This is a genomic window from Maritalea porphyrae (assembly GCF_030159895.1).
In the GTDB taxonomy this organism is placed as follows: Bacteria; Pseudomonadota; Alphaproteobacteria; order Rhizobiales; family Devosiaceae; genus Maritalea; species Maritalea porphyrae.
Genome location: NZ_BSNI01000002.1, coordinates 468,217 through 489,691, shown reverse-complemented (window position 1 = coordinate 489,691; position 21,475 = coordinate 468,217). Strand labels below are relative to the sequence as shown.

Below are 21,475 nucleotides of genomic sequence, written 5' to 3'. Positions count from 1 at the left end.
TCAAACGCTTACTTATCTTCTAGGCCGATGAGGCCAACACGCAAATTTTCCGCCTTATAAATGATCTCACCATCTGCTTTTACCCAGCCTGTGGCCACGCCAAACGGCAATGGTGATTTCATGTGTTTTTTGATGTCCACATGATATTGTAGCAGCTTTTTGTCATTTGTGGCTTGGCCAACAAATTTAATTGATCCGCCCAATGCACGACCACGCCCCGGAGAGCCAGCCCAAGAAAGGTAAAAACCAATCATTTGCCACAAAGCATCTAGCCCCAAACAACCAGGCATAACTGGATCACCAATGAAGTGACACTGATAGAACCATAGGTCTGGGTTAAGATCCAACTCGGCAGTTACGCTGCCTTTGCCGAACTCGCCTGCATCATCATTAATGTTGGTGATACGATCAAACATCAGCATCGGTGGCGCTGGCAGTTTTGCATCGCCCTGACCTGGCAATTCACCCTTGCCGTGCAAGATCAATTCTTCATAGCTAAACTGGTTGGCACGTTCTGTCATAAGCCAAACTTCCCATCTGTTTTTTGATTGCTGCGGCCAAATTTGATTTTGATCGTGGCTCGGCCCAGACATGCTTTTGGCCGTGCATAACATTTTTGCGGCCCAACGCAAAGCAATTGCGGCCCAGAATCGTGCATTTTTGAAAATCTGCTGTATGGGGAGCAACCGCCCACAATTCCGGGTGTTGGCGCGTTTTTAGCATCCTCTATTCGTCTTTTGGCTAAGAAAATCCTTCACACGTTCACCACGCGACAAAAGGTCTGTTGTTTGGCGAGATGAAATTGCCTATAATTCGCAACTAGAGATCAAATAGACGCGAAAAACAAACGAATGACTGCACATATCGGCAATCACAGACAAATGCTTGGCTCGCGTGGCCCATGCCTAACCGCGGTGCTGCGGATGGCTGGTTTGCGCCCAACTCGGCAGCGCCTTGCATTAGCTGATCTGCTCTATGGTGGCGGCCACCGCCATGTTAGCGCTGAGGCACTACACGCAGAAGCCACAACGGACGGGGTAACCGTTTCTTTGGCCACCGTCTACAACACGTTGCGCCAGTTCAAAGATGCTGGTCTTCTGCGCGAAGTCACCGTCGATGCGGCGCGCACCTATTTTGATACCAACACATCTGATCACCATCATTTCTTCATCGAAGATGAGGATCGTGTGGTGGATATTCCGACAAATGACATTGAGATTTCTGGTTTGCCGGACGCGCCAAAGGGCATGAAAATTACCCATGTAGATGTGGTGGTGCGGGTGAAAAGCCTAAGCTAGTCCTATTTCACCAACTCGCCTTGATAGACGCCCCAAAGCGCTACTTGGTTTATCCAGCCTTTGAAGTTCTGGCTCTTGTCCCCTGACGGATCAGGCTTGTAGCGACCTGAAACCTCGCACCAGCTTGTCTCGCATTTCTCAACGGTCACCATTACCTTTGGCTGCAAAATGGCGCGGCGCGGCGCAGTCGCATCTGCACGCGCATAGATGGGTGTTCCAGCGACAGCATCATCAAGCCATGGCGTAACCAGTGCCGTGCGGCGACCTGAGAGTAAGGTTTTATGGATCCAGCCCTCTGCGCCTTCCGAATCGCGAATCTTTCGCCAGGCGTCAAATTCCTGAATTATTTCGATTGGCAGCCCATTTTGCACAAATATCCAAGCCACCTCATATTTTTGGCCTGGCCCAACGCGCACATTGATTTTTGATGAGCCAAGCGAAGCGAAACGCGGCAATGGTAGGCCCGATGCGCCGACAGATTGCGCAAAAACAGGGCTAGTGGCAGCAAAAAACACCACCACAAAGGCCATAAGGGCGGCAAAGATTGGAAGCGGTTGGACGTTCAATTTGGGCATTGATTTTGATGGTCTTTCCACGGGCAAAGATTTCACCTATTTATTAGGGTCAGGACCTTAAAGTATAGCTAAGAATGATTGCGCTATGGCTTTTGGGGACTATAGCGACAATGGAGCTTTAATGACAGGATCAACCGCCAAGGTTTTTGTAAGCCGCCGTTTGCCCGTGCTGATTGAAGAACGTATGGCGGCACTGTTTGATACGCGTTTTATTGGCGAGGATCGCCCGCAAACGCAAGAAGAATTGATTGCGCAATCGTTGAATTGCGAAATCTTGGTTTCCACAATTACTGATCGTCTTGATGCTGAAATGATCTCAGCGCTTGGACCAAACGTGCGCATGATCGCCCAGTTTGGCAATGGGGTGGACAATATTGACATCAACGCCGCCGCCAAGCGCGGCATTACCGTAACCAACACACCAAGTGTTCTCACCGACGATACGGCGGATATGACCATGGCGTTGATTTTGGCGGTGCCAAGACGGTTGATTGAAGGTTCGCAAACCCTATTGAAGGACGGCACCTGGCCAGGCTGGTCGCCCAATTGGATGCTGGGTCGCCGATTGGCGGGGAAGCGGCTCGGCATTGTTGGTCTGGGCCGCATCGGCATGGCGGTGGCGCGCCGCGCCCGCGCTTTTGGCCTTGAAATTCATTATTTCGGGCGCTCACGCAAACCTGGCGTCGTAGAAGAAGAATTGGATGCCCATTATTGGGATAATCTCGATGAGATGCTGGCAGCGGTGGACATTGTCACCCTGCACACACCTTCCACCGAAAAGACCCACAATATCATCAATAAAGAGCGCTTGGCGCTCATGAAGGATGACGCTTATTTGGTCAATCTGGCGCGCCCCAGCTTGATTGATGAGCAAGCACTTATTGAAGCGGTGTCGAGCGGCGAAATCTCAGGTGCGGCATTGGATGTGTTTGAGCATCACAAAGCCATCAATCCAAAGCTTTTGGAGCTAGCGCGACAAGACAAGGTTGTTTTGACCGCGCATATGGGGTCGGCAACGCTTGAAGGGCGTGTCGAGATGGGCGAAACCGTCATTGTGAATATGCGAGCATTTCTTGATGGGCACCAGCCACCACACCGCGTTCTACCGGATCGGGTTGGGTAGCATTTTCGCGCCACCGTTGGTCGCTGCGACTTCGGCACGCGCGGTAGTTTTGCACTACCGCCGTCGGCCCTTCGGGCCTTCCCCGGCACCCCCGCCAATTGAACGTGGCCATTTAAGTTCACAACAAGTAGCAAATGGTCCCGGATCAAGTCCGGGACGGTACAAAGTCTTTGCTTATCTTTTCCGCTCGCACCACCCGGCACTAGATGCGGGGTCGCTACAAAATCTGTTCATCGGCCTCTCTCCTAGCGCGAAGTGCAACTAATGCGCGTAGGACCGGAGGCAATTTGGCAATGACCTGGAAAAACACGCAAAGGTCCCCATATTGATGAAATACTCTAATTTCATTTTGGAGGGTCAATGTTTGATTTTATTGCAGCTGTGTTTGAGGCCGTCGTAGAGGCGCTCTTGCCGCCCTATGGATCAAAAAAGCAAGAAAAACGTCAGCGCGACGACGACAGTGAGCGCAATGATGGATGAAATCCTTACATACCCAGTTGCCTATATTGCCTTGGCAATCACCGATGCAATTGCAGAAGTCTATAAATTAGGACAGCATGGTCTCTCATGCCGACCGATTAAAGACCGCAAGCCAACCAAGAAAAAGCCCGACGCTGATTTAGCAACGCCAGGCTTTTCTAATTTTAACAAAGCTCAGAAGTGACTACTCGTCAGCTTCTTCTTCTTTTTTGAACTCTTCGCCAGTTTCCTGGTCGACGACTTTCATTGACAAGCGAACTTTGCCGCGATCGTCAAAGCCCATCAATTTGACATAGACTTTTTCGCCTTCTTTGACGACGTCTGTTGTCTTTTCAACGCGCTTGTCGGCCAATTGTGAGATGTGCACAAGGCCATCACGTGGACCGAAGAAGTTCACGAACGCACCAAAGTCCACGCATTTTACAACGGTACCTTGGTAGATTTCGCCAACTTCAGGCTCGTCTGTGATTGACTTGATCCACTTAACCGCAGCATCGATGGCTTTGCCATCGCTTGAAGCGATTTTGATGGTGCCATCGTCTTCGATGTTCACTTTCGCGCCGGTTTTTTCAACGATTTCACGGATCACTTTACCGCCAGTACCGATCACTTCACGGATCTTGTCGGTTGGGATCTTCATGGTTTCGATGCGAGGCGCAAACTCACCAACTTCTTCACGAGCACCATCAAGTGCTTTTGACATCTCATCAAGAATATGATGACGACCGCCCTTGGCTTGCTCAAGCGCCGTTTTCATAATCTCTTCGGTGATGCCTGCAATTTTGATGTCCATTTGAAGTGATGTGATACCTTCAGAAGTACCTGCCACTTTAAAGTCCATATCGCCCAGGTGATCTTCGTCGCCCAAGATATCTGAAAGAACAGCGAAGCGCTCACCTTCCAAGATAAGACCCATTGCGATACCAGAAACCGGACGTGGTAGCGGAACACCCGCATCCATAAGTGCCAATGATGCACCACAAACAGACGCCATTGAAGACGAGCCGTTTGATTCTGTGATCTCTGATACCAAGCGAATGGTGTAAGGGAATTCTTCAACGCTTGGACGTACTGGGTTGATTGCGCGCCATGCCAATTTGCCGTGACCTGTTTCACGACGGCTTGTGCCGCCCATGCGGCCAGCTTCACCCACAGAATATGGAGGGAAGTTGTAGTGCAGCATGAAGTTTTGTTTGTATGTGCCGTCTAGGCTGTCGATGAACTGCTCATCATCGCCTGTGCCCAATGTGGCCACAACCAATGCTTGAGTTTCACCGCGTGTGAATACAGCTGAACCGTGCGTACGTGGCAAGACGCCAGCTTCTGCAACAATTGGGCGAACGGTTGAAAGGTCACGACCGTCGATACGCTTGCCGGTATCCAGAATGCTGTTGCGCACAACTTTGGCTTGTAGCGATTTAAACACAGCGCCGATTTGCTCAGCGGTATATTTCGCTTCTTCGCCTTCAGCTGGGGCAAAATGTTCTTTCACTTTTGCTTTTGCGGCATCAAGCGCTTCATAGCGATCAGCTTTTTCTGTGATCTTGTACGCTTCAGCGATATCGCCTTCAACGACTTTAAGCATTTCTGCTTCAAGTCCAGACAGATCTTCAGGCTCGAACTCACGTGGCTCTTTCGCTGCAAGTTCAGCAAGCTTGATGATTGCGTCGATTACTTTTTGAGATTGCTCATGACCATACATGACCGCTTTGAGCATTTGCTCTTCAGTCAATTCTTTGGCTTCTGATTCAACCATCAACACAGCGTCTTGCGTGCCTGCCATAACAAGATCCAATTTTGAATCTGTGTCTTGCTCAGGGGCAAAGTTCAAAACATATTCGCCGTCAATATAGCCAACACGTGCCGCGCCGATTGGGCCCATAAATGGAACGCCAGAGATCGTAAGGGCAGCAGACGCGGCAACAAGACCAACAATGTCAGGACGGTTTTCAAGGTCGTACTGAAGTACAGTTACAACAACTTGAGTTTCGTTTTTATAGCCTTCAGGGAATAGCGGGCGAATTGGGCGGTCAATCAGACGTGAAATCAATGTTTCAGCTTCTGTTGGGCGACCTTCGCGCTTGAAGTAACCGCCAGGGATCTTACCTGCGGCATAGAATTTTTCTTGGTAGTTTACGGTTAGCGGGAAGAAGTCTTGACCCGGCTTAGCCGATTTGGCTGAAACAACAGTTGCCAAAACAACGGTTTCGCCCAATGTTGCAAGAACAGCGCCGTCTGCCTGACGTGCCATTTTGCCTGTTTCAAGGGTGAGCGGCTGACCGCCCCAGTTTAGTTCCACCTTATGGTGATCAAACATATTATCTTATCCTATAAGGCCTTGCCGGATGTGTCCCTCATGGCCACACCTTCATCGTCGACAAGGCGTCTTTCGTTCAAATTTGGCGAAACGGATAAGTGAGCCAGGATGGCAAGACGCTTTTGAAATGACTTAAAAACTATCATCAAAAGCGACCGACGATCCTGTTCGCTTGGCCGTTTCGCCCAATACCGATCAACCAATTGACCGATATTGTGGTTTGTATTCGGATAGACCGTCTTTTAGTCAATTGATCCGAATGAAATGAAAAGACGCGGCAACCAAAATGGCCACCGCGCCAATTCTATTGTTGACTAGCGACGCAAGCCAAGACGCTCGATAAGCGACTTGTAGCGCTCTTCGTCTTTTTTCTTGACGTAATCAAGCAAACGACGACGTAGGCTAACCATCTTCAAAAGACCACGACGAGAGTGGTTATCTTTCTTGTGATCTTTGAAGTGTTCCGTGAGGTTTGAAATACGCTCTGAAAGGATCGCAACCTGTACTTCTGGTGAACCAGTGTCACCTGCTTTGGTTGCGTATTCTTTGATAAGCTCTTCTTTGCGCTCAGCAGTAATCGACATCGCATTTCCCTTCTAAATATCTAAAGGAGTTAAAAGCCGCCATGCGCCAAGATGTCGTCCAGCGCTGGCCCGAATTAGCCGCCCGTTAGAACATAGTCACTAAGGCGGTTGCGCTGGCTTATACAGGAAAATACGTCATATGAAAAGAGGCGTTTAATGGCCACCAAATTTACGATGCAACGATCACGCGACTCGGTTTGAACTGACCTTTTTCGACAAATCCAAGAGCCACCATTTCACCCTTATAGGTTGCGTAGGCTTCGTCCAAAGCAATGGGCGCATTGCGCCCAATCAAAAGCGCTGGATTGCCCATTCGCACCAATTGTGCTTGGCGATCGTCTAGTGCAACTTCTGGCAAATGCCCCACCGCGTCATTAAGTGGTCGAAGCGCCGCATCACGTTCGTGCAACTCTAACGCTTCAATCTCATTAATCGTCACCGCATCGTCATCAGTAAAAGGGCCAACGGCTGCGCGATGAAGACGTGAAACATGCCCCTTTGATCCCAAGCTTTCGGCAATATCGCGTGCAAGGGCTCGCACATAGGTGCCTTTTTGGCAGGTCACCCGAAAGGTCGATAAATCCTGGCCGTGCGCAATCAACTCAAACGCATCAATTTCCACTTCGCGCGGCGGCACGTCGACCTTTTCACCTGCGCGCGCGAGATCATAAGCGCGCTCACCATTGATTTTAATGGCAGAAAAAGCCGGTGGAACCTGCGTTATGACGCCGGTGAACTGTGGCAAAACCGCTTCGAGCTGATCTTTGGTCGGGCGCACATCAGAAGTGGCAGTTACTTCACCTTCCACATCATCTGTTGTGGTGGTGCTGCCCCATTTGAGATCAAATTCGTAAATCTTGACCCCGTCTTGCACATGCGGCACGGTTTTGGTGGCCTCGCCCAATGCAATTGGCAAAATGCCTGTCGCCAAAGGGTCTAGAGTGCCTGCATGTCCGCCCTTTTTGGCACTATAGAGCCATTTGATCTTCCCCACCGCTTGGGTCGAGGTTACATCATAAGGCTTATTGAGAATGATCCAGCCGGATATCGCGCGTTTTTGGCGCTTTTGTTGGGTCATTGGGACGGCCTATTTGCAGGTTTAGTGGTCTTGAATGTCGTCGTCTTGATCTTCGTGATCAAGGTCTTGTGCAACATGGTCAGAGCGCAAGAGCTGATCGATACGACCTGCCTCATCAAACGTTTCGTCGGCATAGAACCGAAACTGTGGCGCATATTTAAGATCAAGTTTTGGGGCAACCTGGCCGCGGATGAACTTCTGATTGCGGTTCAGCGCATCAACCACAACGTCGACCTTCTGACCACCCAAAGGCATCACATAGACTTTGGCCAGCTTCAAATCTGGCGTCATACGAACTTCTGGAACGGTGATAAAGGCACCATCCAAATCTGGATCAAGGATTTCATCGCGCGACAAAAAGGCCGATAGGGCATGTCGCACCAATTCGCCAACGCGCAATTGCCGCTGCGATGGGAGTTTTTCGCCACTCATGGTTTTAGACCTCAATGTAGAAATAGATATCCGGCGGCACTATGCCGCCGGACAAAATCGGATCGTCGCTTAAAGCGTACGTTCAATCGATTCAACGCGGAAACATTCGATAACATCGCCTGCGCGCATATCTTCATATTTCTCAAATGCCATGCCGCACTCTTGGCCAGCTTGAACATCTTTCACTTCGTCTTTGAAGCGCTTCAATGTTGAAAGCTTGCCTTCGTGGATAACGACATCGTCGCGGATCAAACGGACGCCAGCGCCACGTTCAACCATACCATCCACAACACGACAACCAGCCACGCGGCCAACTTTGGTGATGTTGAACACTTCCAGAATCTCAGCGTTACCGATGAAGGTTTCGCGTACCTCTGGAGACAACAGACCAGACATGGCCGCTTTCACATCGTCCACGAGATCGTAGATGATGTTGTAATAACGGATTTCAACGCCTTCACGAGCAGCCGCTTCACGGGCCTGCTTGTTGGCACGTGTGTTAAAGCCGATCACAATCGCATTTGATGCCGCAGCCAAAGTCACATCACTTTCCGTGATACCACCTACACCGCCGATCAACACTTGTGCTGACACTTCATCAGTTGCCAGTTTATCAAGTGCGCCGTTAATCGCTTCAACAGAACCTTGCACGTCACCTTTAATGACCAAAGGAATCTTGGCCAAATCTTCGGTTTTGAGCTGGTTCATCATCTGCTCAAGTGACGTTACGCCGCCAGCTGCAGATTTTTCACGTTTTGTACGTTGACGGTATTCAGTAATCTCACGCGCTTTCGCCTCGTGCTCAACCGCACCGAACAAATCACCTGCATCAGGTACACCAGTGAAACCTAAGACTTCAACAGGGGTTGATGGACCAGCGGTTTTAACTTGCTCGCCTTTATCATTGATCAAAGCGCGAACTTTGGCCCACTGCGATCCAGCAACCACAATGTCGCCAACGGCCAATTCGCCGTTTTGTACCAACACGGTCGCAACCGCGCCACGACCCTTGTCGAGCTTGGCTTCGATAACGATACCCTGCGCGCGTCCGGTTGGGTTGGCTTGGAGTTCCAAGATTTCAGACTGCAATACGATTGCGTCCAAAATGCCCTCAAGGTTTTGTTTCTGCATGGCAGAAACTTCAACATCCAGGATTTCACCGCCCATGGATTCAACAAACACCTCGTGTTGCAACAGCTCGTTGCGCACGCGGTTTGGATCAGCTTCTGGCTTATCCATTTTGTTGATCGCAACGATAATTGGCACTTCGGCCGCTTTAGCGTGTTTGATCGATTCAATGGTCTGCGGCATTACGCCATCGTCAGCAGCAACAACCAACACAGCAATATCGGTGGCTTGCGCACCACGTGCACGCATTGCCGTAAAGGCTTCGTGCCCAGGTGTATCAAGGAACGTAATTTCGTGTCCGTCACGCTCAACCTGATACGCACCAATATGCTGAGTGATACCGCCCGCTTCACCGGAAACCACATTGGCTTCACGGATCGCATCCAGAAGTGAAGTCTTACCGTGGTCAACGTGGCCCATGATGGTCACAACTGGCGCACGAGATTCCATCTCGTCAGGATTTTGGTCAGCTTTTTGCTCGAATAGACCTTCTTCCACATCAGATTCAGCAACACGTTTTACGGTGTGGTTCATCTCTGTGGCGATCAATTCGGCAGTATCGGCGTCCAACACATCATTGATGGTTGCCATTTGACCCTGTTGCATCAACAGTTTGATCACGTCAACGGCACGTTCTGCCATACGGTTTGCCAATTCCTGTACCGTAATGGCTTCTGGAATGGTCACCTCACGAGAAATCTTCTCTTTAGGTGTCTGTGGGCCTTTGCCACGTTGTTTTTCACGACGACGACGCATCGCAGCCAATGATGGACCACGATCGCGCTCACTATCACCACGTGTTGCAGAGGTCACAGTCAAACGAGACTGACGACGATCATTGCCACCAGCGCGCTTGCTTGGCTGCGGCTTGGCAGCGCGTTTTGCGCGCTCAAGTTCGTCTTCGCGCACCAATGGTGCGTTTTTCTTGCGGCCTTGATCCGGTTGTTTGGAATTAGCGCGTTCAACTGGCGGCGCAGGTGGCTCCTCTGGCTCAGCCTGTGGCTTTGCTTTAGCAGCAGGTTTTGCCTTGGCTTTTGTTGCCTTAACCTTTTCCTCAGCTTCTTCGCGCTCACGATCTTTGCGTTCAGCTTCTAGACGTGCTTCTTCTTCAGCCTTAATGCGCTCAGCTTCTTCACGTTCAGCCTTGCGACGCGCTGCATCATCGATGCGACGCTGTTCAGCTTCTTGCTGGGCGCGACGTTCTTCATCCGCCCGTGCAGCCGCAGCGCGCAAAGCGCGTTCACGCTTTTCCGCTTCAGAATTGGTTAGTCCGGTATTGACTGGCTCTTGGCGACGACCGCCCTGACCCTGCCGGTTCCGGTTACCATCTTGACGACGCTGTTGATTGCGTTGACCACCAGAACGCGATCCACCTGGCTGACCGCTCGGCTGTCCAGACGGGCGACCGCTAGGCGCGCCTTCGCTTGCCTTTGGACGGGGCGCAGCTGCACCTTTTGAGGGTGCGGTAAAGGTGCGGCTTCGCTTTTCAACCACGACGGTCCGAGACCGGCCGCCACCTGGACGCCCGCCACCAGCAGGTCCGCCCTTTAGCGAAAGAGGTTTCTTTTCCCCATCGCTCGGTGTTGCGTCTGATCTTTTATCGTTGTCACTCATATATTCGCCACTCATCCATTATCTTTTGCCACATAGCGCACAAGTCGTTTGTACTGCTCAATGGCCGAATTTGCTGCTGCGCCGCCTACCAGCGCAGCATGTATCACATTTTTACCGCCAAAAGCCAAACTCAATTGTTCGGCACTTAGCAGGTCGATATGAGGCAATGTCTCTTCGAGTTCTAGAACCCGAACCAATTGCATCATTTTTCGTCGACCATCGTCGCTTGCATCGCGCGCCGTAATCAGCGCGCGCGCTTTATCTTTTTCCAGGGCACTGCGGACCTTAGCGGACCCCATCACAAAGAACCCGCCTTTGCGTGCCAATTGCAGTGCTCCTATGAGCCGGTTTTCCAAATGACTTTGGGTTAAACCTGCAAGGTCATCGGGCAATTTGACCGCCATCTTAAGACCACGGGCAAACGCCTTTTTGTTCTGCGCTTCAGCTACCGCATCAGCTGTTGCGGTTACCCATACGCCTCGACCGCCAGCTTTTCCAGTCACATCTGGAAAAATCTGCCCGTCTGGCCCAACAACAAACCTAATAAGGTCGGTTTTTGGCAAAATTGCCTTGGTCACGCAACATTCACGTGTCGCAATTTGCTTATTTGCCGGCATTGGCTTGTTGTTGCACCCTTAGACTAGTTGTTTATTCAGCCGGTGATGCTGGATCTTCAGCTGCCACTTCGGCATCCTGACCTTCATCACCTTCAACAAACTCAGCACCCTCTTCAACTTCTTCATCGTCAGAGATCTCATCAAGAGTAACCCACCCGGCTTTCAAGCGTGCACTCATGATCATCTCTTCCGCTTCTTCCCGGCTTACCGGAAACTCGGTGAAAGTACCTTCAAATCGTTTGACTTCGCCGTCTTTCTTTTCGGTCCAACCTACAAGGTCGTCCGCAGCACAGCCGGCAAAATCTTCAATATTTTTGATCTCTTCTTTGCCCAATGCCACAAGCATTGCTGCATTGAGGCCAGGAATGTCATAGAGCTCGTCTTCAACACCAAGTTTTTTGCGCTCTTCATCGCGCTCACGCTCGGCTTGCTCGAGGAACTCTGCGGCACGTGCCTGAATTTCAGCAGCAGTGTCGTCATCAAAGCCTTCAATCGACGCGATTTCAACTGGCTCAACATAGGCCACTTCTTCCAAGGAAGAGAAACCTTCTGACGCCAACAATTGCGCAACCATTTCGTCAACATTCATCGCGTTCATGAACAATTCTGAGCGTTCAACGAACTCTTTCTGACGACGTTCTGACTCTTCTTGTTCGGTGAGAATATCAATATCCCAACCGATCAACTGAGATGCCAAACGCACATTCTGGCCGCGACGACCGATGGCCAATGACAATTGCTCGTCTGGCACCACCACTTCAATCCGTTCGGCTTGCTCATCAAGCACCACTTTGACAACTTCCGCTGGCTGAAGCGCAGAAACCACAAGGTCCGCAAGGCTTTCAGTCCAAGGAATGATGTCGATTTTTTCGCCTTGCAGCTCATTGACCACAGCTTGAACCCGTGAACCGCGCATACCAACGCACGCACCTACCGGATCAATTGAAGAATCGTTTGAAGTTACAGCGATTTTGGCGCGCGACCCTGGGTCACGTGAAATCGAGCGAATATTGATGATGCCGTCATAAATTTCAGGCACTTCTTGCATGAACAATTTCGCCATGAATTGTGGATGCGTGCGTGACAAGAAAATCTGTGGTCCACGTTGCTCTTGGCGCACATCATGAATGTATGCACGCACACGGTCGCCATAGCGGAATGTTTCGCGTGGGATCAACTCATCACGACGGATAATCGCTTCACCACGGCCAAGGTCAACAATCACATTGCCATATTCAACGCGCTTGACTGTGCCGTTGATGATCTCACCAATGCGGTCTTTAAACTCGTCATACATGCGCTCGCGTTCAGCATCGCGCACTTTTTGAACGATAACCTGCTTTGCAGATTGCGCGGCAATCCGGCCAAATTCGATTGGCGGCAATGGCTCTGTAATAAAGTCGCCTAGGTTCGCATCAGAATTGCGATGCTGTGCTTCTTCTAAAGAGATTTGGCGGCCATATTCTTCAACCGTTTCTACAATCTCAAGCAAACGCCACATCCGCAATTCGCCGGTTGAAGGATTGATCTCAGCGCGAATTTCAGTTTCAGCGCCATAGCGAGAGCGGGCCGCTTTTTGAATAGCGTCCTGCATCGCTTCGATAACGATCATTCGGTCGATAGACTTTTCGCGCGCAACTGCATCCGCGATTTGCAATAGTTCGAGCCTATTTGCACTAACAGCCATTTATCATTCTCCTCGATTAAGGAATATGAGACGCTTGTTAAGCGTCTCCATCATTTTCGCCAGCCGCATCGGTCTGGTCAATTTCGGTTTCAATTTCAGGGTCGCTCAATGGGTTGGCCGCTTCTTGTCGCGCACGTGCCTCATCGAGCAATTCATCAGTCATGACCAATTTGGCTTCCGCCAAATTCTCAATATCAATTTTGTGTAGGTCTTCGCCGCCTTCTGGCACATCAGGTAAGCGCACCAAGATTTGGCGGCCTTCAACACCTTCAATAATGCCACGATAACGGCGGCGGCCATTGACCATGTTTTGAATCTCGATTTTGGCGTCGTGACCAATCCATTGTTCAAAATCGGACAGGCGCACCAGTGGTCGATCAATTCCGGGGGAAGAAACTTCCAAATGATATTCGCGGCTAATCGGATCTTCGACGTCCAATATTGGCGAAATCTCATTTGAAAACTTTTCACAGTCGGTAATGTTGAAATCACCCTGCGCATTCTCTGCCATGATTTGCAACGTGCAGCCATTATCTTGAGTGACGCGCACACGCACCAAGCGATAACCCATATCTTCAGCGACTGGCTCAAGGATCGCTGACACGCGCTGCTCTTGACCCGATTCACGACAATATCGCTGCTCTTTTAAGTCCAATTCGACCTGCATTTGACCCTTTTGGTATTAAAAAAGAGCGGGGCCGGTTGGCACCCACTCTCATATTTTTTCGAGATTTTGAGCTTATATACTGCCAAAGCCATCCCATTGCAAGCGGTTTGACTTTGGTCAACGCGCTTTGATTAAAGGTGCCGTTTGATACTTAAAGACTTAGAGTAGAAAGCCCGTTGCCATGTTCAAGACGATCCTTTTATCAAGTTTTCTTGTTTTAGGCATTATTGCCGCTTTTGCGGGCATGGTGGCGCTGTGGCAAAATTTCACTGACCAGCGCCAAATTGAAGAAATCAATTGGGCGATATCAACTCAACGAGACCCCGCACAGGGTATATATGACCCTAATATGGTGACCCATTTGCCTGACGCAGTTCAGCGCTACTTCAACTTCATGATCTCGCCCGGCGCCCGCTTAAGCACAATCTCACGCATAGAAATGCGCGGCCAATTTGGCTTAGGAGATGTTTCAACGCACAATTACTACCCTTTCACAGCAACCCAATATAATGCACCACCGACAAACTTCACTTGGTCGCTCAAAACCTACGACACGCTAATGGCTATGAATGGCAGCGATGCGGTTTGGAATGGCGAGAGCTGGACTAAATTCTGGTTACTTGGTGTTTTTCCAGTTGCGCGGGCTGGTGGAGATGAAGACTATTTACGATCTGGCATCGGTCGCATGGTTGTCGAAATGGCGGCCTGGGCGCCGGTTTCGTTGTTGCCACAATTTGGCATCACATGGGAGGAATTGTCGCCCGATCTAATCCGCGCAAGCGTCACATCGCATGGCTTCACGCAAACGGTTGACATAAAGATCGATGAGAATGGCGCACCGCTAGAATTTGTGCTGCCCAGATGGAGCAATGCCAACCCAAGCCAAACCTTTGTGCTGCAGCCCTTTGGCGGTTATGCGCATGATTATGTCACTGTTGATGGCATCACGATTGTCAGTGATGTGGAGGCGGGCAACTTTTTTGGCACAAGTGACTATTTCGCCTTTTTCAAGGCACAAGTGACCAAGGTCGAATACGACCTCAGCCAATAGTATCTAGATACGCACAAAACTAAAATAGAACGAGACATGCCGTCCTTCTTTTCGTGCCTTCTGCTCGTAACGCGTAGGTTGCCAGTCTGACCATGGATTGTGCCACGATCCAGCGTTTTGGGCCGGCCAAACGAACTGATCATGGCGCATGACATGGCCAAGTACCCAAGTGGCGTAGTCCTCAATGTCTGTTGCAACGCGGAATTCAGCGCCCGGTTTTAGAATGCGCGCCAATGCGCTCAACGTTACAGGATTGATAAAACGACGTTTGTGATGGCGTTTCTTTGGCCAAGGATCAGGGTAGAGCAAATAGGCGCCATCGAAGGAAGCTTCGGGCAGTGCCTTAATTAGATGCAACGCATCGTCAGTATAGAGCTTCACATTTTTAAGCTCAGCATCGTCGATTGCGGCGAGCATTTTGCCAATGCCACCAATAAAGGGCTCACACCCGATATAATTTGCGTCGCGATTGTTCTGGGCTTGACGTGCCAAGTGCTCCCCACCGCCATAGCCAATTTCGATGAAATTCTTTTGCCGTTGCTGCTCAAAAGCATTTTCAAGCGACAATGGGCCATCTGGTAATTGGAGTTTGACCTTTGGCAATAGCTCATCAGCCAGCCGTTGCTGGGTGGGATGGAGCTTGTGGGCCGAACGGCGACCAAAGAAGGCCTTTCGTTCGGCCTCGGGCCCATAGTCCGCTTTTCGCAAATGTGACGTCGATACTGGTGACATTATCTAGGTGAGTTCCGACTTAATCGCGTCAGCGAGGTTGGTGCGTTCCCAAGAGAAGCCGCCGTCATTCGTTGGGTTGCGACCAAAATGACCGTAAGCTGCGGTGCGCTCATAGATCGGCTTGTTCAACTCAAGTGCTTCACGAATGCCTCGAGGTGAAAGGTCCATCACTTTATTGAGCACATTGCCGAGTTTGTCTTCATCCACTGAGCCCGTGCCGAAGGTGTCTACAAAGATCGATAGCGGCTTGGAAACACCAATCGCATAGGACAGCTGGATAACACATTTTTTCGCCAAACCAGCGGCGACCACGTTCTTGGCCAAATAGCGCGCAGCATAGGCAGCCGAACGGTCAACTTTGGTCGGGTCTTTACCCGAAAAGGCGCCGCCGCCGTGGGGCGCTGCGCCACCATATGTGTCGACGATAATCTTACGACCCGTAAGACCCGCATCCCCATCAGGTCCGCCAATGACAAAGGCACCCGTTGGGTTTACATAGAAATCGTCTTCTGGGCACATCCAACCGTCGGGCAGCGCGTTGACCACAAACGGGCGGACAATGTCGCGCACCTCTTGCTGGCTCACGCCTTCAAGATGCTGGGTTGAGACCACCACAGAAGTGGTGCCAACTGGCTTGCCATTTTCATATTTCAATGTGACTTGGCTTTTCGCGTCTGGCGCCAATTGCGGCACTTCGCCCGCATGACGAGCTGTAGCCATGGTGCGCAAGATTTTGTGTGCATATTGAATTGGCGCCGGCATAAGCTCTGGGGTTTCGTCAGTGGCAAAACCAAACATAATGCCTTGGTCACCCGCGCCTTCATCCTTATTGTCTGAAGCATCAACGCCTTGAGCAATCTCAGCAGACTGCTCATGCACATACACATCAATATCGCAGTTTTCCCAGTGGAAGCCTTCCTGCTCATAGCCGATGTTTTTGATGCAACGACGCGCGATCGCTTCCATTGCCGCCTTGTCAATACTGTCGGGGCCGCGCACTTCACCAGCCAGCACCACTTTATTTGTCGTGGCTAATGTTTCCACGGCGACGCGCGAATAGGGGTCTTTTTCCAAGAAGGCATCAAGGATCGCGTCTGAAATGCGGTCGCAGATTTTGTCGGGATGCCCCTCTGAAACTGATTCAGAGGTGAAAAGATAGGACGAATTTGCCACAAGCAAAGCCTTTCATTCAGGGCTCAGGACGCGCGTTTTGCGCGAAAGTTGGCCCTACAGATATTCATTGGCGTTCATAATTGCAATATGGATATAAAGAATTCGTTATATCAAACCGAACTCATTCACTTTTTTGTAGGCGTTGGGTCGCCGCCATTTGGTCCGCGATATCCAAAAGCGCGTTTTTGGCAACCGATGTGGGTATCGCATCAAATGCATTGAGAAGTCGTTGCTTTTCCGCAGATAGACCCGAAAACGGAGATTGCGCACCCTCACCAAAGGAGTGTTGGGGCAATTCAGCGTAAAAATCTCCAGGTGAGCAACCCAGTAGTTCTGCGATCATGGCTAAGCGCGAAACGGGGATACGATTTGATCCGGTTTCGTATTTTTGCACCTGTTGATAGGTAATTCCTAAGCTTTGGGCGAGGCTTTTCATAGACATGCGGCAAGCCTTGCGGCGCGTGCGCACCATCTGTCCAACTTGCTCATCAATTTGGTCAGGCTGACGTGGGCGAGGGATTGGCAAACTAGTTCTCCCAATTACGGCGCCATCGATTCCTTAGTATGACGGAAAGTAACACTGCGCCAATTATCAAATAAAATATGGTATGACGGTATTGCGAAAACAAAGTTTTCTCAAGTCTTTGCGGCAAATTTGCATTAAGAACCGCCGCTTTATCCATTGCCAGAGATGCTGTGATGCGACCAAATGCATCAATTACAGCGGTTCGGCCCGTATTTGCAACGCGCACCAGCGGCACACCCTCCTCCACCGCCCGCATGCGCGCATGTTCAAAATGTTGGGCTGGGCCGATGGTGTGTTGGAACCACGCATCATTGGTGAGATTCAACATCCATTCAGATTGGCGAATAGTGTCACCAAGCCCGCCTGAGAATATCACTTCGTAACAAATCAGGGGCAAAAGTGGTGGTGTACCAAGTGGGGTAAATGCTTTGCGCGGCGGTGTGCCATGCACAAAACTATCTGACGCCGAAACCATTTCACGAATGCCCAACAACGAAAGGACCGGTTTAAGCGGCACATATTCGCCAAAAGGTACCAATCGATATTTGTCGTAAGTGGCATTGATTTCGCCTTGGTCATTAAACGACAGAATAGAATTCAACACGCCTGCTTCTGACTGATCTCCTAGAGTGAGATCGACCCTATTTCGAGCAGCGCCGGCGATCAAATTGGTTCCATTTGGCAATAGACGAGCGATTAGGGCCAGTGCTTGGGGCCGTTCGGCCACCAAAAATGGAAATACCGATTCGGGCCAGATCAAATGGGTTGTTGCAATTAGTCCAGGGTCGTCCGGAGAAGATCGCTCTGCGGAAAGTGCCAACAATTTCTCAAAGATCGGCCCAACATTCTCAGGCTTCCATTTTTCAGCTTGCGGAATATTTGGTTGAACCAAGCGCAGGCGCACGTCACGGCGAAACTCTGTTGGGTTTGCGCTCAATTGCCACTGTCCAAAGGCAAAAAGCCCGGCCAATGCGCACAGTGCGCCAATGAAAGGCGCGAAGCGATCAATTTTTGATTGTTCGAGATTTGGCCATATGGTCGCTGGGCTCATTGCCATGATCAGCATCAAAAATGTCAGCCCGTAAATCCCAACAATCGAGCCAAATTGCATGGTCTGGTCACTCAGTCCAAGGGCATATCCGTGCAGATTCCATGGGAAGCCGGTAAATAGATGGCCGCGCAAAAACTCTGTGACGCTCAGGGCCCCTGCGAGCGCGAAAAGGCGCTGTCCGTAATCGGACCACATGAGATGCGCAATTGAAGCGCCAAAGCCCCAAAAAATTGCAAGCAGTGCAGGTAGCCCGAATAGACCTAGAGGCAACGCCCATAAAAACAAATCTGGTTCGACAAAAAAAGCACCAGACATCCAGTGCAGCGACAGGGTGAAATAGCCAAAGCCAAAACTCCACCCAATGCGAAAAGCGGGTCCGAATAGTTTTTGTCGCCAAGACAGTTGTGTCTCGACCCCATCAAGCAACCAAACCAGAATAGGAAAGGCGACGAACAAAGCGGGCAGAACATAGAGTGGCGGCATTGAAAGGGCCGCTAGCGCACCCGCTGCAAACGCAACCAGAAGCCGTCGCCAGCCATGCACCAACAAGCACCATTGTGCAAAATTTTCGAACATGTTGCGTGGCTACCTATTTCGCAAATCACTCTGCTCACATTGCTGGCGGTTCAATGTGGCTACGTCAAGGCTTTCACGCTGAAAACTATTCTGCAGCGGTCTTGGTGTTGTTGGCCTCGTCAGCAGTTTCAATTTTGAGCTTACGCGGCCGCGGTCGCGCCATGCGTTTGCGACGGGTCACTTTGATGGTTTTTACACGCCGTGGGTCCGCTTGGATAATCTCAAACTCAAACCCGCGTAGTTTTGAAATCACTTCGCCACGTACCGGTACGCGATCGACCATTGAGGTCACCAAACCGCCGAGCGTGTCGACGTCTTCTGCATGCTCACCTGGGTCAAATTCTGGACCCAATGCTTGTGCGAGATCTTCAAGCTCACAACGGGCATCCACCACATAAGTGTTCTCGTCGATGGTGCTGATTTGAATTTCTTCAGCTTCGTCGTGCTCGTCTTCAATGTCGCCAACGACCTCTTCGATAAGGTCTTCAATGGTCACCAGACCATCCGTGCCACCATATTCATCAACCACTATCGCCATGTGAATGCGGGTGGCTTGCATAGATTGAAGCAAATTGCCAACAGGCATTGCGGGAGGCACATAAAGCACGTCGCGAACCAAATTCGTATTGGCAATTCTTGTACGCAATGTGCCCGATTTCAGTTTTTCAGGCTGCGCGCTTTTGCTTTCAACTTCTTGTGGATCAGACAAGCTAAGCAGCAAATCTTTGATGTGCACCATGCCCACAATATTATCGAGCATATCGTCATAAACCGGCAAGCGGGAATGTCCGGCTTCACGGAAACGCGCGATCAGTGTGGAGACGGTATCGTCAACCTCTGTCGCCTCAATATCGGCGCGGTTGACCATGACGTCTTCAACTCGAATTTTTGACAGGTTGAGAACATTTTGAATAAGGGCACGCTCGCCATCAGAGAAGGCGGCATCAAAGCCATTATTGGTTGTGTCTTCGAGCGCTTCTTGCAGATCTTGACGCAAGGTGGGGGCACGGAATGCCAGTTTCGCTCGGATTTTGCCCCAAAAAGACAGTTTGCGATCTATTGATTGCGTTTCGTCTTTTTTTGAATTTTGGGTTTGCGCACTGTCGTCATTTTGACGATGCGGCCGTTGCGCCGCGGCGATGGGCTGATCTTTGTCGTTCATTTCGATACGGCCGAAGGGCCGGTTTCACTCCTTAAAAGTCTCAACTATTCTCTGCAATTTCGGCATATGGGTCAGCAATTTCAAGGGACAAAAGTATTTCCCTTTCAAGCTGCTCCATTTTTTCTGCTTCGTCACTGGTGAGATGATCATAGCCTAAAATATGCAAAAATCCATGTACACAAAGGTGTGAGACGTGATCGGCAAAGCTTTTGCCTTCCATCTGCGCCTCTTTTGCAACGGTTTCGTAGGCCAATGATATGTCGCCAATAAGGCCAGCAACTGGTGCAAAGGGCTCAATTTGGGGAAACGACAGAACATTGGTGCTAGATTGTTTTTCCCGCCATTGCGCATTCAATTCTTGTTGGTGGGCATCATTGGTCAACAAAACCGACAATTCTGTTGGTGCTTGCGGCTTGATATCGAGATGCGAAATAGCTGCCTCAATCGCTGTCAAAATGGTTGCCTCAAGATCATTGGACCACGCTTCGTCCTCGATCAAAACATCAATTTCAATTTGAAAATCTGGCAAAAGCTCTTCCAAAACGCAGCTATTCAGCGTTGTTTTTGGCCTTTTTCTCAGCTTTGTCATATGCGCGAATGATACGGGCTACCAATTCATGCCGCACCACATCTTTATCTGTAAAGCGGGTGACGTGTATGCCTTGCACACCTGACAAGAAATCCAGCGCTTCAACCAACCCAGAACGCACACCACGCGGCAAATCTACCTGCGAGGGATCGCCCGTGATGATCATTTTTGAGTTTTCACCCAGACGGGTCAAAAACATCTTCATTTGCTGGGCGGTTGTGTTCTGCGCTTCATCCAAAATCACCACTGCATTGGACAAAGTCCGCCCACGCATAAAGGCAAGCGGCGCCACTTCAATGGTGTGGTTTTCAATGCAGCGATCAACAATTTCTGGCTGCATCATATCATAAAGTGCATCATATAGCGGACGTAGATATGGATCGACTTTGTCTTTCATATCACCGGGCAAGAAACCCAAATGCTCGCCCGCTTCAACCGCCGGACGAGACAGAATTATGCGCGAAATATCACCACGCTCGAGCAGCGTTGCCGCGTATGCAACGGCCAAATATGTTTTGCCTGTACCCGCAGGGCCAACACCAAACACCAATTCGGTGCGGTCCATTGCGCGGATATAGCCGTCTTGCGCGGGTGAGCGCGCCACAATGGTTGATTTGCGGGTCGCAATTTGCGCCATGCGCACCCGTCCCTTTTTCTCAAAAGTAGGTAGGGTGAGTTGGCTATCTTCAGTGATGATCATGCGAATAACGCCATCGACATCTCCAATAGAGATATCTTGACCGTCTTCAAGCTGCGCGTAAAGCGATTCAAGGGTTCGGCGCGCTTGATCTACATTGATCGCGCTGCCGGATAACATGACATGATTGCCGCGGGTGTTGGCGCGTACGCCGAGCTTTTGTTCGATCAGAGCCAGATTTTGGTCAAACTCGCCATAAAGTTGAGACGCTAAACGATTGTCTTCAAACGCCATTTCCAAATCTGTTGTGTCCGATTTATGGCCTTCGGGTGACCATGATTTTGTCAAACAATAGCTCCTTTGTGTCTTCGACTCACT

Annotated in this window: 21 protein-coding genes; 4 read left to right on the top strand and 17 right to left on the bottom strand. The window is 50.3% G+C overall.

Going from position 1 to position 21,475, the window contains the following annotated elements; all coding sequences use genetic code 11:
* Positions 1-8: 8 nt before the first annotated feature.
* Positions 9-521, bottom strand: a complete 513-nt coding sequence (gene fabA / locus QQL65_RS05950) for a bifunctional 3-hydroxydecanoyl-ACP dehydratase/trans-2-decenoyl-ACP isomerase (protein WP_284362754.1) — start codon at positions 519-521, stop codon at positions 9-11.
* Positions 522-881: 360 nt separating this feature from the next.
* Between fabA and irrA the strand changes: the two genes are divergently transcribed.
* On the top strand, positions 882-1,298 hold the full coding sequence (irrA, locus tag QQL65_RS05945) for an iron response transcriptional regulator IrrA (protein WP_284366223.1): 417 nt from the start codon (positions 882-884) through the stop codon (positions 1,296-1,298).
* 2 nt (positions 1,299-1,300) lie between these two features.
* On the opposite strand, the gene QQL65_RS05940 is transcribed toward irrA, so the two are convergent.
* Positions 1,301-1,873, bottom strand: a complete 573-nt coding sequence (locus QQL65_RS05940) for an SH3 domain-containing protein (protein WP_284362753.1) — start codon at positions 1,871-1,873, stop codon at positions 1,301-1,303.
* A gap of 121 nt (positions 1,874-1,994) precedes the next feature.
* Here QQL65_RS05940 and QQL65_RS05935 point away from each other — a divergent pair, with 121 nt between their 5' ends.
* Positions 1,995-2,996 (top strand): 2-hydroxyacid dehydrogenase, encoded by a 1,002-nt coding sequence (locus tag QQL65_RS05935; RefSeq protein ID WP_284362751.1) that lies wholly within the window; start codon positions 1,995-1,997, stop codon positions 2,994-2,996.
* A gap of 469 nt (positions 2,997-3,465) precedes the next feature.
* Positions 3,466-3,660 (top strand): hypothetical protein, encoded by a 195-nt coding sequence (locus QQL65_RS05930; RefSeq protein ID WP_284362750.1) that lies wholly within the window; start codon positions 3,466-3,468, stop codon positions 3,658-3,660.
* Here QQL65_RS05930 and pnp read toward each other — a convergent pair whose 3' ends face one another.
* The 8 genes from pnp to rimP all read right to left on the bottom strand — a co-directional run bounded on the left by pnp (position 3,661) and on the right by rimP (position 13,600).
* Positions 3,661-5,793, bottom strand: a complete 2,133-nt coding sequence (gene pnp, locus QQL65_RS05925) for a polyribonucleotide nucleotidyltransferase (protein WP_284362749.1) — start codon at positions 5,791-5,793, stop codon at positions 3,661-3,663.
* Positions 5,794-6,107: 314 nt separating this feature from the next.
* Positions 6,108-6,377, bottom strand: a complete 270-nt coding sequence (rpsO, locus tag QQL65_RS05920) for a 30S ribosomal protein S15 (RefSeq protein ID WP_284362748.1) — start codon at positions 6,375-6,377, stop codon at positions 6,108-6,110.
* 169 nt (positions 6,378-6,546) lie between these two features.
* Complete coding sequence (gene truB / locus QQL65_RS05915; protein WP_284362746.1) at positions 6,547-7,455, bottom strand: tRNA pseudouridine(55) synthase TruB; 909 nt, start codon at positions 7,453-7,455, stop codon at positions 6,547-6,549.
* Positions 7,456-7,476: 21 nt separating this feature from the next.
* On the bottom strand, positions 7,477-7,887 hold the full coding sequence (gene rbfA, locus QQL65_RS05910; protein WP_284362745.1) for a 30S ribosome-binding factor RbfA: 411 nt from the start codon (positions 7,885-7,887) through the stop codon (positions 7,477-7,479).
* 69 nt (positions 7,888-7,956) lie between these two features.
* Positions 7,957-10,629: a translation initiation factor IF-2 gene (infB, locus tag QQL65_RS05905; RefSeq protein ID WP_284362744.1), complete on the bottom strand. Its 2,673-nt coding sequence runs from the start codon at positions 10,627-10,629 to the stop codon at positions 7,957-7,959.
* Positions 10,630-10,640: 11 nt separating this feature from the next.
* Positions 10,641-11,246: an RNA-binding protein gene (locus QQL65_RS05900; protein ID WP_284362742.1), complete on the bottom strand. Its 606-nt coding sequence runs from the start codon at positions 11,244-11,246 to the stop codon at positions 10,641-10,643.
* 31 nt (positions 11,247-11,277) lie between these two features.
* Positions 11,278-12,933, bottom strand: a complete 1,656-nt coding sequence (nusA, locus tag QQL65_RS05895) for a transcription termination factor NusA (RefSeq protein WP_284362741.1) — start codon at positions 12,931-12,933, stop codon at positions 11,278-11,280.
* Between the two features lie 37 nt (positions 12,934-12,970).
* A complete protein-coding gene (rimP, locus tag QQL65_RS05890; protein ID WP_284362740.1) occupies positions 12,971-13,600 on the bottom strand; it encodes a ribosome maturation factor RimP in 630 nt (209 codons plus the stop codon).
* A gap of 181 nt (positions 13,601-13,781) precedes the next feature.
* On the opposite strand from rimP, the gene QQL65_RS05885 reads away from it, so the two are divergent.
* Positions 13,782-14,651, top strand: a complete 870-nt coding sequence (locus QQL65_RS05885) for a DUF6544 family protein (RefSeq protein WP_284362739.1) — start codon at positions 13,782-13,784, stop codon at positions 14,649-14,651.
* 3 nt (positions 14,652-14,654) lie between these two features.
* Here the strand turns inward: QQL65_RS05885 and trmB are convergent, their stop codons facing one another.
* The 7 genes from trmB to QQL65_RS05850 form a co-directional block, all read right to left on the bottom strand.
* Positions 14,655-15,383: a tRNA (guanosine(46)-N7)-methyltransferase TrmB gene (gene trmB, locus QQL65_RS05880; RefSeq protein WP_284362737.1), complete on the bottom strand. Its 729-nt coding sequence runs from the start codon at positions 15,381-15,383 to the stop codon at positions 14,655-14,657.
* Positions 15,384-15,386: 3 nt separating this feature from the next.
* On the bottom strand, positions 15,387-16,556 hold the full coding sequence (gene metK, locus QQL65_RS05875) for a methionine adenosyltransferase (protein WP_284362735.1): 1,170 nt from the start codon (positions 16,554-16,556) through the stop codon (positions 15,387-15,389).
* 121 nt (positions 16,557-16,677) lie between these two features.
* Positions 16,678-17,082, bottom strand: a complete 405-nt coding sequence (locus QQL65_RS05870) for a helix-turn-helix domain-containing protein (protein WP_284362733.1) — start codon at positions 17,080-17,082, stop codon at positions 16,678-16,680.
* A gap of 1 nt (position 17,083) precedes the next feature.
* Entirely contained in the window at positions 17,084-18,709 is a 1,626-nt protein-coding gene (gene lnt, locus QQL65_RS05865) for an apolipoprotein N-acyltransferase (RefSeq protein ID WP_284362731.1), read from the bottom strand.
* 85 nt (positions 18,710-18,794) lie between these two features.
* Positions 18,795-19,871 (bottom strand): hemolysin family protein, encoded by a 1,077-nt coding sequence (locus QQL65_RS05860; RefSeq protein ID WP_284362729.1) that lies wholly within the window; start codon positions 19,869-19,871, stop codon positions 18,795-18,797.
* 40 nt (positions 19,872-19,911) lie between these two features.
* Complete coding sequence (ybeY, locus tag QQL65_RS05855; RefSeq protein WP_284362728.1) at positions 19,912-20,400, bottom strand: rRNA maturation RNase YbeY; 489 nt, start codon at positions 20,398-20,400, stop codon at positions 19,912-19,914.
* 19 nt (positions 20,401-20,419) lie between these two features.
* Positions 20,420-21,391, bottom strand: coding sequence for a PhoH family protein (locus QQL65_RS05850; protein ID WP_284366221.1), 972 nt, complete (start codon positions 21,389-21,391; stop codon positions 20,420-20,422).
* Positions 21,392-21,475: the final 84 nt, after the last annotated feature.